Origin of the sequence: Brevundimonas phoenicis (genome assembly GCF_047237745.1) — a bacterium.
GTDB lineage: Bacteria > Pseudomonadota > Alphaproteobacteria > Caulobacterales > Caulobacteraceae > Brevundimonas.
Genome location: NZ_JBDFLN010000001.1, coordinates 2,222,574 through 2,236,495 on the forward strand (window position 1 = coordinate 2,222,574; position 13,922 = coordinate 2,236,495).

The following is a 13,922-nucleotide window of genomic DNA, read 5'->3' on the forward strand; positions in this document are numbered from 1 at the left end:
CTTGGGACGGCTGCGGCTGCGCCCTTAGCCAAAGCACTGGATCCCGGCGTCCGCCGGGATGAGCGGGGTGTGGAGGATCAGCCCGCCTTCGCCGCGATCACCCGCAACACGGCATCGGCCGCCAGTTCCGACGGGTCCGGCCCGCCGCGTCCCATCAGGTCCAGCGCTTCGGTCTGGCGACGCGCCTGATCGGCCGCCACCTCGGGATCGGTCAGCAGCCGCCCGACCGCCTTGGCCAGGGCCTGCGGCGTCGCCTCATGCTGGATGAACTCCGGCGCGATGGCTTCATCGGCAGCGATGTTGAACAGGGTGATGTGCTTTGCCGTCACCAGCCGCTTCATCAGCACATAGCTCAACCCATCGATCTTATAGGCGATGACCATCGGCGCGCCCGCCAGCGCCAGTTCGGTCGAAACCGTGCCGCTGGTCGCCAGGGCGGCGTTCGCGGCCTTCATCGCGTCGTACTTGTCGGCTTCCTGCACGACATGGGCGCGGAACGGCCAGGCGGCGACCCGGCCCGCCACATCGGCGGCCACCGTGCCCGCCGCGACGACGGCCATCTCAAGTCCCGAAATCTGCGCCTTCAGCCGTTTGACCGCCTGCTCATAGACGGGTGTCATGCGCGTGATCTCGCTGGGTCGGCTGCCCGGTAGGACCAGCAGCAGCGGCGCATCCGCCGCAATGCCCCGCGCCGCGCGGAAGCGGGCGCCGTCGGCCCCCGCCATGTCGACGTGCAGCGCCTGCGACCCCACGACCGTCGTCGGCAGTCCCGCCTTCTCGAACCATGGCGCGTCCAGCGCATAGAGGGCCAGCAGGTGATCCACCGCCCCCGCCAGCGTCTTGGCCCGCCTCGGTCGCGAGGCCCAGACCTGCGGTCCGACGTATTTGATCAGCGGCGTCTTCGGCGAGGCCGCGCGGATCGCCTGAGCCACGCGAATGGTGAAGCCCCAGCTGTCGATCAGCACCACGGCGTCCGGCTTCTCCGCCGCCGCCAGCGTCGCCGTCTCGGCCACCCGCTTCTTGACCTTGCCATAGGCCTTCAGCCCCTCAATCCAGCCCAGGATCGACAGTTCGGCGATGTCGAAGGGGCTGGCGACGCCCTCCGCCGCCATCTTGGGGCCGCCCACGCCGACGAAGACCACGTCCTTGCCCAGCCGCGCCTTCAACGCCCGCGCCAGCCCGGCGCCCAGCGCGTCGCCCGAGGCCTCGGCCGCCACCAGCATGACCTTCAACGGACGGCTCATCGCGGCTCTCCCCAGACGAACAGGCCCAGACGATCCGCCGCCTCGACCAGACCTTCGTGGTCGATGACGATCAGCCGTCCCTCAAACCCGCCGATCCCGGCCAGACCCGCAGCAGCGGCCAGCTCGACCGTCACCGGTCCGATAACGGGCATGTCGATGCGTAGATCCTGTATCGGCTTGGGCGCCTTGCCCAAAGCGCCGCGCGCAAAACCGGGCGAGCCGCGCAGGTCGGCAGGCAGACCCGCCACGCGCCGCAGCATCTCGTCCGTGCCTTCCTGAGCCTCAACCGCCAGCACCAGTCCGTCGCAGACGACCGCGCCCTGACCGATATCCAGTTCGCCTGATTTTTCAGCGACGTGCAGCGCCTTCTTCAGGTCTGCCAGCTGCTCGTCGGTCGGCGTCACGCGGCCCAGCGCGCCCGCCGCCAGCATCTCGCCGCCCAGAATGTCGTCTGCGCCTTCGACGGCAAAACCTTCATCCTCGAACACCGACAGGATCTTGCGCAGCAGGGCGTCGTCGCCCTTTGACGCCGCCGCGATAATGCCGGGCAGCAGGGACGCGCCCTTCAGATCGGGCTTCAACGTCTTGAAGTCCGGGCGGTTGACGTAGCCCGCCAGACAGACCGCGCGGCAGCCCTCAGCGCGCATGGCCTTCACGATCCTGCCGATCTCGGCCATGCCGAAGTCCTGTCCGGGCCAGCGGTGCAGGTGGGCGTCGGCGAAGCCCTTCAGGCGGATGATGAAGACCTCGCGGCCCTCAGCCTCGCAGCGCTGGGCGACGCGGATGGGCAGGTCGCCTGAACCCGCGATCAGGGCCAGCTTGGGCGCGGTCGTCATTCCGCGCCCGGCAGGCACAGCGGGCGCTTGCCGCCGTCACGGATGAAGCCGGTGATCTCCATGATCTCGGGCAGGTCGGCATAGGATTGCTCGACCCGGTCCAGACGCTCGGCGAAGACGCCTTCGCCCTCGAACAGGTCGCGATAGGCGGCCAGCAGGCGGCGCACCGCATCCTTGCCGTAGCCTTTGCGCTTCAGCCCGATCAGGTTGAGGCCGTGCAGGCTGGCGTGATTGCCCCAGACCGAGCCGTAAGGGATGACGTCGCGCGTCACGGCAGCCAGTCCGCCGACGATGGCGCCCTGCCCCACCCGGCCGTTCTGGTGCACGGCGCACAGGCCGCCGAGGAACACCCTGTCGCCGACATGGACGTGACCGCCCAGGGTGGCGTTGTTGGCCATAGTGACGCTGTCGCCGACCACGCAGTCATGGCCGACGTGAGCGCCGGTCATGAACAGGTTGTTCGAGCCGACGCGGGTGACGCCCGATCCCTGCGGCGTGCCCCGGTTGAAGGTGCAATGCTCGCGGATCAGGTTGTTCTCGCCGATCTCCAGCCGCACCGGCTCGCCCTTGTAGCCGCCGTGCTGCGGATCGCCGCCGATGACGGCGAAGGGGTGGATCGTCGTGTTCGCGCCGACGCTGGCGTCCTGCTGGATCACCACATGGCTGACCAGACGCACGCCGGAGGCCAGCGCTACGCCCGGCCCCACGGTGCAGAACGGGCCGATCTCGACCCCGTCCGCCAGGGTCGCCGAGGCGTCGACGACGGCGGTCGGGTGGATGGTCACTGGGCAGGCTCCGCCACAGTCACGACCATGGCCATGAACTCGGCCTCCGCCGCCAGCTTGCCGTCGATGAAGGTCTCGCCGCGGAACTTATAGGCGTCGCCGCGCGCCTTGATCACCTTGACCTCCATGCGCAGCTGGTCGCCCGGACGGGCGGGCTTGCGGAAGCGCACGCCGTCGATCGACATGAACATGATGACCTTGTCGGCCACCGCTACATCCAGCGACTTGGACATCAGCAGGGCGCCCGTCTGAGCCATGGCCTCGACGATCAGCACGCCCGGCATGACCGGATCGATCGGGAAGTGGCCGGGGAAGAAGGGCTCGTTGTGGGTGACGTTCTTGATGCCGACGATCGAGGTCGCCGCCACGAAGTCCTGCGCCTTGTCGACCAGCAGGAAGGGATAGCGGTGCGGCAGGCGACGCATCACCTCGGCGTAGTCGATGTTGTTGTCTTCGCTCATTCTTTCGATTCCTTTGCGCCCTTCTTCTGGGACGCCTGTTTGGACAGCCACACCGTCTCGCGCAAGAATTGGCGCAGGGGCTTGGCGGGATAGCCGGACCAGATCTCGCCCGGCGGAATGTCAGCCAACACGCCGCCGCCGGCCGCGACGCGCGCGCCTTCGCCGATGGTGATGTGGTCGCCCACGCCCGCCCGGCCGCCGAAAATGCAGTTGTCGCCGCTGGTGACCGAGCCCGAGATGCCGGTGTGCGCCGCCATCAGATTGTTGCGGCCGATGACGCAGTTGTGGCCGATCATGACCAGATTATCGATCTTGGTGTTCTCGCCGATGACGGTGTCGTCATAGGCGCCGCGATCGATGCAGGAGTTGGCCCCGACCGTCACCCCGTCCTGCAGGATGACGCGGCCCAGTTGCGGAATATCCACCGGTCCGGCCTTGGATCCAGCGGCGCCGAAGCCCGCCTCGCCGATCCGTGCGCCCGCCAGCAGCTTCACCCGGTCGCCCAGCAGGGCGAAGCCGACAGTGACGCCGGAACTGATCAGACAGTCGCGGCCGATCTGGACGCCTGGCCCGATGACGGTGTTGGCGCCGATGCGGCTGCCGCGACCGATGCGGACGCCCTCGCCCAGGATAGCGCCGGGCTCGACCACGACCGTGTCGTCCTCGGCGGCCTCGGCGGCGGTGATGGCGCGATCCAGACGGATCGGTCGGTGCAGCAGGGCCGAAGCTCGCGCCCAGGCGGCCTGCGCCTCTCCGGAGACGATGACGGCGGCGTCAGCCGGCGCCGCATCCACGGCCCACAGCGGCACGATCACGCAGCCGGCCTTCGTCTGCGCCAGAGCAGCGGCGAACTTGCGGTCGCCCAGAAACGCAATCGCGCCCCGGTCCGCACTGGACAGGGGCGCGACGGCCGAGACGATGACCTCGCCGCCCCGGATCACCTCCCCACCGATGTGCTCGGCGAGGGCGGCGACCGTCAGGGACGACAGGGTCTCAAAAAACCTCGGATCGGGCATGGCCCGCCTTAGGATTGCGGCTGGGCCGGAACCGGCATGCGGTTGAAGCTCAGCGTCGGCAGTTGGGCGTTCAGGCGCTGGATGACCGTGTCCGTCACGTCCATGGCCGGGTTCAGGATGAAGACGCTCTCGCGGTCGATCATGATGCCGCAGCCCTTCTCCTGATAGACGGCGACCAGCAGGGGCTCGACCGCTTCCGAGATCTTCCGACGCTGCTCAGCCAAAGTGTAGCGGAGTTCGTTTTCGCGCGTGCCTTCCAGTTGCTGGGCTTCCTGAACGCGTTGCTGCAGCGCCTGACGGCGCTGGTTCATCTGGTCAGCCGGGATGGTGGCTGCGCCTTGTTGCAGGGCCTGGACCTCGGTCTGGATAGCGGTGGCGTAAGGCTGAAGTTCGCCCTGAACTTCCTGGGCCAACTGTTCCATGCGCGTCTGGACGGCCTGGCCGGCGGTGGACTGGGCCAAGACCCGCTGGTTGAAATAGACGCAAACGCCAGGGATCACCGGGCCGGGGTTGGCCGGGCCTTGAGTCTGAGCCAGAGCGGCCGATGCGGTCAAAGAGGCGAGAGCGAAGGCGCCGAGAGCGATGAGTTTCATAATCTAAGCCTTAGTGGCGGCGATCAAGCCGCGGTTAGAACTGAGTAGAGGTCGAGAAACGGAAGGTCTCGGTCTTGTCGTAGTCTTCCTTGGACAGAACCTTCGATAGGTCGAAACGGATCGGCCCCATGGGCGAACGCCAGTGGATGCTGACACCTGCAGCCGCGCGCAAGGACAGCTCATCGACGATCCTCGGATTACGCTGCCCCGTCGCCGGATCAACCAGATAGCGGTCGTCCAACATACCTATCGTACCGAAGTCCGCAAACAGCGAAGTCTTGATGCCGTATTCTTCGGGCAGCATGTTCGGAACCGTCAGTTCGACCGTACCGATGGCGTAGAAGTTTCCGCCCAGCGCGTCAGTGGTGGTCAGGTCGCGCGCGCCCATGCCCGCCGTCTCGAAGCCACGGAAGGTATTGCCGCCCTTGAAGAAACGGTCATTGATCCGGATCGGATCGCCGTTCCAGCCGCTGACATAACCGGTCTGCCCCTGAACGCTGACCACCCAGTTCGGCCGGACGCCATAGTACCAGGACGCGTCGGCCTCGGTCTTCAGATAGTTCACGTCGCCGCCAATGCCGGCGAAGTCCTGACGCAAGGAGACGGTCCAGCCGCGCGTTGGACGGACGGGGTCGTTCAGGCGATTCACCAACAGTGTATAGCCCGCCGATGAGTTGATGAACGAACCCGCCTGGTCGCATAGCGCCGATGAACCGGCGCCGACGCCGCTGCAGTAGCCGAACGGAATGACGACCTCGTCGTCCTTCAGGAAGTAGCGCGCGCTAAACGAGGCGTAACCGTTCAACGGATAGGTGATGCGCACCCCGCCGCCGGTCGAACGATAATCGTAAGACGAGTATTTGCTCAGGTCATAGCGCATGTGGAACAGGTCAAAGCCCGCGCGAACGTCCCGCCCCAGGAACTTTGGCTCGGTGAAGCGGAAGTCGATCTGCTGACGCAGCGAGCCCCATTCGGCGCGCGCCACGACGTTCTGGCCCCGGCCGCGGAAGTTGCGCTCGGTGATGCCCAGGTTCAGCACGAAGGAGTCGACCGAACTGAAGCCCGCGCCGACCGACAGTTCGCCGGTGGGCTGCTCTTCGACGGTGACGTTGACGACCGAACGGTCCGGCGCGCTGCCGCGCGTCTCTTCGATCTTGACGTCCTTGAAGAAGCCCAGGGCGCGCAGGTTGTTGCGTGAGCGTTCGACCAGGGAGCGGTTGAAGGCGTCGCCCTCGCCCACCATCAGTTCGCGGCGGATGACGCTGTCCAAGGTACGCGTGTTGCCGACCACATTGATGCGGTCGATGTAAACGCGTTGTCCCTCGCGCACGTTGAAGGTCACATTGACCGTGTCCGTCTCCGGATCCGCGCGATAAGACGGATTGATTTCAACGAAGGCGTAGCCCGCCGAACCAGCGGCGAAGGTCAGGGTGTCGACCGCCGCCTGGATGCGATCGCTCTCATACAGATCGCCGGAACGAATCGGCAGCAGAAGCTGCAGGAAGTCGGCGTTCAGACGGTCGTTCTCGGTGACGACCTTGATCTCGCCGAAGTTGTAGCGGTCCCCCTCGTCCACAGTCACCGTCACGCCGAAGGCGCTGTTGTCCGGCTTCAGCTCGGCGACGGATGACAGGATGCGGAAGTCATAATAGCCGCGGTTCGTATAGAATTTGCGCAGTTGTTCGCGGTCGTAGTCCAGGCGATTCGGATCATAGTTGTCGTTCGAGCTGAACAGGCGCCACCACGACGACTGCTTCGTCACCATGATCTGGGCCAAATCGCTGTCCGAGAACGCCTGATTACCCAGGAAGGTGATCGCCGAAATGCCCGTCTCAGGCCCTTCGTCGATCTCGAACACCACATCGACGCGGTTTTGATCCAGTTGCACCAGCTTGGGCGTGACAGTCGCGGAAATACGGCCCGACAGGCGGTACAGTTCGACGATCTTGCCAACGTCCTCCTGCACCCGCGCACGGGTGTAGATGCCGCGCGGGCGAATTGTGACTTCGTCGCGCAGCTTCTTCTCAGCCAGAGCCTTGTTACCCTCGAAGGTCACCTGGTTGATGATCGGGTTCTCGGCGATCTCGACGATCAGGTCGCCGTTGGCCTGCAATCCCAGTTGCACGTCGGCGAACAGACCTGTTCGCGACAAGGTGCGCACCGCCACATCGATCGTCACCGCATCGATGGTGTCGCCTGGTTGAATCGGCAGATAGGACAGGACCGTAGTCTGGTCGATACGCTGATTGCCGCGCACCACGATGCGATTGACAACGGCGCGGTCAGCCTGCGGGGGGGCTTCCTGAACCACCACGTTAGGCGTCTGTTGAGCCGCCGCCGGGGCCGGCGCCTCCTGCGCGAGAACGGGGCTCGCCAGGCCGGCGGCGAAGGTCAGGGCCAGGGCGCTGACCCCGAAGATGCGGCCACGGGTCTGGGTCATGGAGCGGCTGTCGTTTTGATTCATGCGGGATACCATCGGGGGCTGGCGTCGGCTCACGAGACGAGCCCGCCGAGGAATTTGAAGAGATTGAGTTTCTGCAGATCGTTCCAGGTCGCGAACAACATCAAACCCGCCAGCAAAGCAAGACCGACCCTGTATCCCGCTTCCTGAACCTTGGCCGCCATCGGGCGGCGCGCCACGGCTTCATAGGCGTAGAACAGCAGATGCCCTCCATCCAGAACCGGAATTGGCATCAGATTAAGAAAGCCGATTCCGACCGAAAGTATGGCGGCGAAGCTCGTCAGCGTCAGCAACAGATTGCGAACAACGGCCCATGGCTCCGGATTCGCGGCCACGGCGGCGTTGGTCAAGGCGCCTGACGCCTTGGCGATGCCCAGCGGGCCGCTGAACTGATCGCCGCTTTCACGGCCGGTGAAGATGCGCCCGATATAGGTCAGGGTAGTGTTCAGGATCGTGCCGGTTTCACGGACACCCTGCCCCACCGCCGCAATCGGTCCGTAGCGAACGTGGCGGACTTCTTCGCGCGTCGAGCCCATCGCCAGGCCGATCCGGCCCACCGTGACCCGGCCTGCGATAGGATCATTCTCAACCCGGCGCTCGGGCGTCGCCGTCAGTTGCACGGACCCTCCGCCTCGTTCCACGGTGAATTGAACAGGATCGCCGCTGCTGAGAGCCACGACGCGCGTCACTTCGCCCCCGTCCTTGATCAGCTTGCCGTTAACATGGGTGATCAGATCCCCCTGCTGGAACCCGGCGGCGGCGGCGGGCGATCCGGCCTGAACCTGCATGACCCGCGCCGGACGCAGCTCGACGCCCACAAGGCTGAACAACAGGGTGAAGATGAAGACGGCCAGGACGAAGTTGGCGATCGGCCCGCCCGCCACGACCAGGGCGCGCTGCCACAAAGGCTTGAAATAGAGATACTCACGCTCGGCGCCTGGCCCGTGGGTGGCGACCAGTTCCTTGCGCATGGCGTCCAGCCCGGCGCGGTCCGGCACGCCCGTGGCGTCCAAATCACCAGAGAACTTCACATATCCGCCCAGCGGCAACCAGCCGATCCGCCATTCGACGCCATGCTTGTCCGTACGAGCGAAGATCGGTCGGCCGAAACCGATAGCGAAACGATCCATCTTCACGCCAAAGGCGCGCGCGGTCAGGAAATGGCCGAGTTCATGCACTGTCACGACAAGCGTCAGCACGAGCAGGAACGGCACGACATAGGTCAGAACCTGGCTGATGACGCCTAGCATTCCGTTCGTATCTCCTGTCGGCCCTTAAGCCGCGACATTCAGCGAGGCGATGACATCGCCCGCGATCCGCCGCGCCTCCGCATCAACGGCCAAGGCCGCATCGCAGGCATCGTCGGAACCGCAAGACGCGCCCGCGCCCGCCGCCTTCTCAAGGGTGTCGGCGACGACTGCGGCAATATTGAGAAAGCCCAGCCGCCGGTCAAGGAAAGCTAGGGCCGCCACCTCATTGGCGGCGTTGAAGATGATCGGAGCCGATCCGCCCGCCGCCAACGCCTCGCGCGCCAGACGCAGCGCCGGAAAGCGTCCCTCGTCCGGCGCCTCGAACGTCAGTCGCCCCAGGGCCGCCAGGTCCAGCTTGGGCGCCGGCCAGGCCAGACGGTCCGGCCAGGACAGGGCGCAGGCGATCGGCGTCCGCATGTCCGGCGCACCCATCTGGGCCAGGGTCGAACCATCCACATATTCCACAAGGCTGTGGATGATCGATTCCGGATGGACCACCACGTCGATCCGCTCGCCCGGCATGTCGAACAGATAGGCGGCCTCGATCAGTTCCAGCCCCTTGTTGGCCATGGTGGCGCTATCGACCGAGATCTTTGCGCCCATGCTCCAGTTCGGATGGGCCACGGCCTGCTCGGGGGTGATCCGCGTCATGGCCGTGCGCGGCAGGGTGCGGAACGGTCCGCCCGACGCGGTCAGCACCAATTTGGACACGCGCTCCGGCGCCTCTGCCGGAAAGACCTGGAAGATGGCCGAGTGTTCGGAATCGACCGGAATTAGTCGCCCGCCGCTGCTCTTGACCCGCTCGATCAGCGCCGGACCGCAGCAGACCAGGCTTTCCTTGTTGGCGAGGGCCAGCGTCGCGCCCGTCCCCGCCGCCGCCCAGGCTGAACGCAAACCCGCCGCTCCAACGATGGAAGCCATGATCCAGTCGGCAGGCCGTACGGCCGCCTCGACAATGGCTTCCGGCCCCGCCGCAGCCTCGACACCGGTCCCCGCCAATGCCTCGCGCAGTTCGTTCAGGCGAGCCGGATCGGCCGTTACGGCGATACGCGGCCGCCAGCAGCGCGCCTGTTCAGCCAGACGTGCGATATTGGCGCCGCCGGTCAGCGCCACGACCTCGAACCGTCCGGAACCAGCAGCTTGAGCTTGCTCCATCAGTTCCAGCGTCGAGGAACCAACCGAGCCGGTCGAGCCCAGAATCGTGACGCGGCGCGTGATCATGCCGCGCGCTCCAGCAAAAGAACGATCACACGCCCCGCCGCCACGACGACCACGGCGAACATCAAGCCGTCGACACGGTCCAGAAGACCCCCGTGTCCCGGAATGATATTACCCGCATCCTTGACCCCGAAGCGCCGTTTCAGCGCCGAATTCCCACAAATCTCCCCCCATCGTGGCCAGGGCGGCGGCCAGACCGAGCATCCCTCCCCAGAACAGGCTCAGACGCCCCATGTCGAACCAACCGGCCATGGCCGCACCCGCGATCATTCCGGCTAACAGGCCTCCAATGAATCCGGACCATGTCTTGTTGGGCGAAAAGCGCGGCCACAACTTGGGCCCGCCCACGGCGCTGCCGACTAGATAGGCCAGGATGTCCGCCGACCAGGCGACGGCGAAAACCAGCACGGTCCAGTACAGCCCCTGAACCTCGTTCAGATCACGCAGCCAGATCAGCAGAATGCAGGGCCAGCCGAGGTAGAGCACACCATAGGCCGCATCCAGCGCCGACTCTCCGCGCGTCCGCGCAAAAAGTCCCGAGGCCAGAGCGCCGAACACCATAAGGATCAACGCCAGGGAAATCTGTCCGACATGCGCTGCAATGATGGCGACGATCAGCGCCAGGGCGACACCCGTGCCGACCGAGCGCCACAGAGCAGGAGCGCTCATCCGCGCCCATTCGAACGCCAACAGGACCGCCGCTACAACGACGAGGGCGCAGAACCAGCCGCCGCCCGCCCAGGTCGCCAGCACCGCCGCCGGCGCCAACACTACGGCTGACGCCGCGCGCAGAGCGATATCCCTAGGCTTCAACGCCATGTCAGCTCACCGCCTCGCCATAAGAGGCGTTTACTGTTTCACGACCACCGTAGCGACGATCACGATTACCGAACTGGGCGATCGCATCCGCCAAGGCCTCCGCCCCATAGTCCGGCCACAGAATGTCCTGGAAGACCAGTTCAGCATAGGCCGCCTCCCATAGGAGGAAGTTCGACAGCCGTTGCTCGCCCGAAGTCCGCACGATCAGATCAACCGGCGGGGCGCCCGCGGTGGACAGACCCGCGCCCAGCGCCCCCTCATCGACCTCGATCGCCTGCCCCGCCCTGGCCTGGTCCACCAAGCGCTGAGCGGCGTCCACCAGGTCAGCGCGGCCTCCATAGTTGAAAGCCACCTGCAGCAGGAATTTTTCGTTGCCCGCCGTCTGGGACTCGGCTCGAGCGACGATGGCGGCGATGTCGTCCGGCAAACCCTTGCGACGACCCAGCACCTTCACCCGCACGCCCGCAGCGTCCAGCCGGTTCAGGTCGCTGCCGACGAAGGCGCGCACCAGGCCCATCAGATCGGAAACCTCGTCCGCCGGACGGTTCCAGTTCTCGGTTGAAAAGCCGAAAACCGTCAGGCAGCGAACGCCCAGTTCCGGCGCCGCCTTGATCGTGCGGCGCAAAGCCTGAACGCCCTCGCGGTGACCGACAGCACGAGGCAAGCCCCGACTCTGCGCCCAGCGGCCGTTACCGTCCATGATCAGGGCGACGTGACGTGGCCCCTTTTCAAGAGGCGTAGCGGCGGTCTGGGCCGACATGTGGGGAGTCCTTCCTGAGCAGATCCGACCGCGTCAGACCTGCATGATCTCGACTTCCTTGGCCTTCAAGGTCTCATCGATGCGCTTGATGGCCGCGTCGGTGTCCTTCTGGACCTCGGCCTCCATCTTCTTCTGATCATCCTGGCTGATCTCACCGGCCTTTTCAGCCTTCTTCAGCTCGTCGTTGGCGTCGCGGCGCACGTTTCGCACGGCGATCTTCTTGTCCTCGGCGTATTTTCCGGCCAGCTTGGCCAGATCCTTGCGGCGCTCTTCGGTCAGCGGCGGGATCGGAATACGCAGCGTCTGACCGTCGACGACCGGGTTCAGTCCCAAGCCCGCCGAACGGATGGCCTTCTCGACCGAAACCACCATCCCCTTGTCCCAGACGCTGACCGAGATCATGCGCGGCTCCGGCACGCTGATCGCGGCCACGGCGGTCAGCGGCGAGGTTGCGCCATAGGCCTCAACCACGACCGGCTCCAGCAGACCGGCGTTGGCGCGGCCGGTACGCAGGCCGGCGTAGTCGTCCTTCAGGGCGGCGACGGACTTGTCCATCCGGTCGCGGAAAGTCTTGAGATCGGGTTTGGCCATGACGTGTGTCCTTGGTCCTGTCGTTTGATGACGAAGCCGCTCAGGCGGCTTTGTTGGTGATGACGGTGAAGGTGCCCTCTCCCGTCAGCGCCTTCTGAATCGATCCTTCCTCGCGGATCGAGAAGACGACGATCGGAATGCCGCTGTCTCGCATCAGGGCGATGGCCGAGGCGTCCATGACGCGCAAGTCCTTGGCCAGAACCTCCTGATAGGTCAGCGTCTCATAACGCGTGGCCGTGGGGTCTTTCTTCGGATCGGCGGTATAGACGCCGTCGACGCTGGTGCCTTTCAGCAGGGCGTCGCAGCCCATCTCGGCAGCGCGCAACGCCGCGCCGGAGTCCGTAGTAAAGAAGGGTGCGCCCACCCCGGCGGCGAAGATCACCACGCGGCCCTTTTCCAGATGCCGCATCGCGCGACGGCGGATGTAGGGTTCGGCGATGGCGGCCATCGGGATCGCACTCTGGACCCGCGTATCGACGCCGATCTTCTCGAGTGCGCCCTGCATGGCCAAGGCGTTCATGATGGTCGCCAACATGCCCATGTAATCGGCGTTGGCGCGATCCATGCCTGCCGCCGCCTTGGACAGGCCGCGGAAGATGTTGCCCCCGCCGATGACCAGACAGATTTCAACCCCCTGACGCGCCACAGCGGCGACCGCGGCCGCGACCACGTCCACCGTCTTCATGTCGATGCCGTAGGACTGATCGCCCATCAGGACTTCGCCCGAGACCTTCAGCAGCACGCGCTTGTAACGAAACTCGGAGGGGGCGTCAGGCATGGGCATGGGTCCGTGGATACAGGGGTTACGCATCCGCGCGAGGTGAATCGGCGGCTCATCATAGACGAAGGGCGCGCCAGCCATCAAAGCCGAACGCGCCCTTTTGAAATTTCTTCCCTTTCGGGAAGATGTTTCGAGTTAGTTGCCGCCCGTCATCGAGGCGACTTCCGACGCGAAGTCGGGGGTTTCTACCTTCTCGACGCCTTCACCCAGGGCCAGACGGACGAAGCCGGCCAGCTTCAGCGTGGAACCCAGTTCCTTGCCGGTGTTGGCGACCAGTTGCTCGATGGTCACGTCAGGATCCATGACGAACGGCTGCTTGGACAGCACCACGTCCTTCTGGAACTTGTTGATCTGACCTTCCACGATCTTTTCGATCATGTTTTCCGGACGGCCTTCTTCCTTGGCCTTCTCGATCAGGACGGCGCGTTCTTTTTCGATCGCGGCCGGGTCCAGGTCCGAGGTGTCCAGCGCCAGCGGAGCCGTGGCCGCCACGTGCATGGCGATCTTACGACCCACTTCACGCAGGGCCTCCTTGTCGCCGGCGCCTTCCAAGGCGACCAGCACGCCGATACGGCCTACGCTGGGCGAGACGGCGTTGTGAACGTAGGTCGAAACCACGCCCTCATCGACCGACAGGCGAGCCGCACGACGCAGCTGCATGTTTTCGCCGATGGTGGCGATCAGGTTGGTGACTTCGTCCTGAACGCTCTTGCCGTTTTCCAGGGTCGCGCCGTGGATGGCGTCGACGCCGTCGTGGTGCAGGCCCAGCTGGGCGAATTCCTTGGCCGCAGCCTGGAACAGGTCATTGCGGGCCACGAAATCGGTTTCGGCGTTGAACTCGATGGCCGAGGCGACTTCGCCCTTGCCGTCTTCACGCACGGCGACGGCCACCAGGCCCTCGGCGGCGACACGGTCGGCTTTCTTGGCGGCCTTAGACAGGCCCTTGGCGCGCAGCCAGTCGATAGCCGCGTCGATGTCGCCGTTGGTCTCAACCAGCGCCTTCTTGCAGTCCATCATGCCGACGCCCGAACGCTCGCGAAGCTCCTTCACAAGGGCGGCAGTGATCTCGGCCATGTTCTTCTCCTGAAATTCAAAATGGGCGGCCGG

15 protein-coding genes are annotated in these 13,922 nt (G+C 65.4%); all 15 read right to left on the reverse strand.

Annotated features, from left to right (window positions below; genetic code table 11):
- Window positions 1–77: 77 nt before the first annotated feature.
- A complete protein-coding gene (lpxB, locus tag ABC419_RS11005) occupies window positions 78–1,244 on the reverse strand; it encodes a lipid-A-disaccharide synthase (protein WP_412877470.1) in 1,167 nt (388 codons plus the stop codon).
- Complete coding sequence (gene lpxI / locus ABC419_RS11010) at window positions 1,241–2,080, reverse strand: UDP-2,3-diacylglucosamine diphosphatase (RefSeq protein WP_412877469.1); 840 nt, start codon at window positions 2,078–2,080, stop codon at window positions 1,241–1,243. The genes lpxB and lpxI overlap by 4 nt, the downstream gene beginning before the upstream one ends.
- Window positions 2,077–2,865, reverse strand: coding sequence for an acyl-ACP--UDP-N-acetylglucosamine O-acyltransferase (lpxA, locus tag ABC419_RS11015; RefSeq protein ID WP_412877468.1), 789 nt, complete (start codon window positions 2,863–2,865; stop codon window positions 2,077–2,079). Before lpxA ends, lpxI begins: the two co-directional genes overlap by 4 nt.
- Entirely contained in the window at window positions 2,862–3,326 is a 465-nt protein-coding gene (gene fabZ, locus ABC419_RS11020; protein WP_046653574.1) for a 3-hydroxyacyl-ACP dehydratase FabZ, read from the reverse strand. The genes lpxA and fabZ overlap by 4 nt, the downstream gene beginning before the upstream one ends.
- Window positions 3,323–4,342 (reverse strand): UDP-3-O-(3-hydroxymyristoyl)glucosamine N-acyltransferase, encoded by a 1,020-nt coding sequence (gene lpxD / locus ABC419_RS11025; protein WP_412877467.1) that lies wholly within the window; start codon window positions 4,340–4,342, stop codon window positions 3,323–3,325. Before lpxD ends, fabZ begins: the two co-directional genes overlap by 4 nt.
- An 8-nt stretch (window positions 4,343–4,350) precedes the next feature.
- Window positions 4,351–4,935 (reverse strand): OmpH/Skp family outer membrane protein, encoded by a 585-nt coding sequence (locus tag ABC419_RS11030; RefSeq protein ID WP_125900169.1) that lies wholly within the window; start codon window positions 4,933–4,935, stop codon window positions 4,351–4,353.
- 34 nt (window positions 4,936–4,969) lie between these two features.
- Window positions 4,970–7,375 carry an outer membrane protein assembly factor BamA gene (bamA, locus tag ABC419_RS11035; RefSeq protein ID WP_234287678.1) on the reverse strand — a complete coding sequence of 802 codons (2,406 nt, stop codon included), beginning with the start codon at window positions 7,373–7,375 and terminating at the stop codon, window positions 4,970–4,972.
- 53 nt (window positions 7,376–7,428) lie between these two features.
- Complete coding sequence (locus tag ABC419_RS11040) at window positions 7,429–8,646, reverse strand: M50 family metallopeptidase (protein WP_200165409.1); 1,218 nt, start codon at window positions 8,644–8,646, stop codon at window positions 7,429–7,431.
- A 24-nt stretch (window positions 8,647–8,670) separates the two neighbouring features.
- Window positions 8,671–9,867: a 1-deoxy-D-xylulose-5-phosphate reductoisomerase gene (gene dxr / locus ABC419_RS11045; RefSeq protein ID WP_412877465.1), complete on the reverse strand. Its 1,197-nt coding sequence runs from the start codon at window positions 9,865–9,867 to the stop codon at window positions 8,671–8,673.
- Complete coding sequence (locus tag ABC419_RS11050) at window positions 9,864–10,028, reverse strand: phosphatidate cytidylyltransferase (RefSeq protein ID WP_412878795.1); 165 nt, start codon at window positions 10,026–10,028, stop codon at window positions 9,864–9,866. The genes dxr and ABC419_RS11050 overlap by 4 nt, the downstream gene beginning before the upstream one ends.
- A complete protein-coding gene (locus tag ABC419_RS11055) occupies window positions 9,976–10,683 on the reverse strand; it encodes a phosphatidate cytidylyltransferase (RefSeq protein ID WP_412878780.1) in 708 nt (235 codons plus the stop codon). The genes ABC419_RS11050 and ABC419_RS11055 overlap by 53 nt, the downstream gene beginning before the upstream one ends.
- A 1-nt stretch (window position 10,684) precedes the next feature.
- Window positions 10,685–11,443 carry a polyprenyl diphosphate synthase gene (uppS, locus tag ABC419_RS11060; RefSeq protein WP_125900164.1) on the reverse strand — a complete coding sequence of 253 codons (759 nt, stop codon included), beginning with the start codon at window positions 11,441–11,443 and terminating at the stop codon, window positions 10,685–10,687.
- Window positions 11,444–11,476: 33 nt separating this feature from the next.
- Window positions 11,477–12,034 carry a ribosome recycling factor gene (gene frr / locus ABC419_RS11065; protein WP_125900163.1) on the reverse strand — a complete coding sequence of 186 codons (558 nt, stop codon included), beginning with the start codon at window positions 12,032–12,034 and terminating at the stop codon, window positions 11,477–11,479.
- A gap of 40 nt (window positions 12,035–12,074) precedes the next feature.
- Window positions 12,075–12,812, reverse strand: coding sequence for a UMP kinase (gene pyrH / locus ABC419_RS11070; RefSeq protein ID WP_125900162.1), 738 nt, complete (start codon window positions 12,810–12,812; stop codon window positions 12,075–12,077).
- Between the two features lie 138 nt (window positions 12,813–12,950).
- The gene (tsf, locus tag ABC419_RS11075) at window positions 12,951–13,889 is read right to left on the reverse strand and encodes a translation elongation factor Ts (RefSeq protein ID WP_125900161.1); all 939 of its coding nucleotides are present in this window, start codon (window positions 13,887–13,889) and stop codon (window positions 12,951–12,953) included.
- Window positions 13,890–13,922 lie beyond the last annotated feature (33 nt).

What these genes read in the sequence shown, in the direction of transcription:
- lpxB (WP_412877470.1), bottom strand. Translation starts at nt 1,244, where the DNA reads ATGAGCCGTCCGTTGAAGGTCATGCTGGTGGCGGCCGAGGCCTCGGGC.
- lpxI (WP_412877469.1), bottom strand. Translation starts at nt 2,080, where the DNA reads ATGACGACCGCGCCCAAGCTGGCCCTGATCGCGGGTTCAGGCGACCTG.
- fabZ (WP_046653574.1), bottom strand. Translation starts at nt 3,326, where the DNA reads ATGAGCGAAGACAACAACATCGACTACGCCGAGGTGATGCGTCGCCTG.
- lpxD (WP_412877467.1), bottom strand. Translation starts at nt 4,342, where the DNA reads ATGCCCGATCCGAGGTTTTTTGAGACCCTGTCGTCCCTGACGGTCGCC.
- ABC419_RS11030 (WP_125900169.1), bottom strand. Translation starts at nt 4,935, where the DNA reads ATGAAACTCATCGCTCTCGGCGCCTTCGCTCTCGCCTCTTTGACCGCA.
- bamA (WP_234287678.1), bottom strand. Translation starts at nt 7,375, where the DNA reads ATGACCCAGACCCGTGGCCGCATCTTCGGGGTCAGCGCCCTGGCCCTG.
- ABC419_RS11040 (WP_200165409.1), bottom strand. Translation starts at nt 8,646, where the DNA reads ATGCTAGGCGTCATCAGCCAGGTTCTGACCTATGTCGTGCCGTTCCTG.
- dxr (WP_412877465.1), bottom strand. Translation starts at nt 9,867, where the DNA reads ATGATCACGCGCCGCGTCACGATTCTGGGCTCGACCGGCTCGGTTGGT.
- ABC419_RS11055 (WP_412878780.1), bottom strand. Translation starts at nt 10,683, where the DNA reads ATGGCGTTGAAGCCTAGGGATATCGCTCTGCGCGCGGCGTCAGCCGTA.
- uppS (WP_125900164.1), bottom strand. Translation starts at nt 11,443, where the DNA reads ATGTCGGCCCAGACCGCCGCTACGCCTCTTGAAAAGGGGCCACGTCAC.
- frr (WP_125900163.1), bottom strand. Translation starts at nt 12,034, where the DNA reads ATGGCCAAACCCGATCTCAAGACTTTCCGCGACCGGATGGACAAGTCC.
- pyrH (WP_125900162.1), bottom strand. Translation starts at nt 12,812, where the DNA reads ATGCCTGACGCCCCCTCCGAGTTTCGTTACAAGCGCGTGCTGCTGAAG.
- tsf (WP_125900161.1), bottom strand. Translation starts at nt 13,889, where the DNA reads ATGGCCGAGATCACTGCCGCCCTTGTGAAGGAGCTTCGCGAGCGTTCG.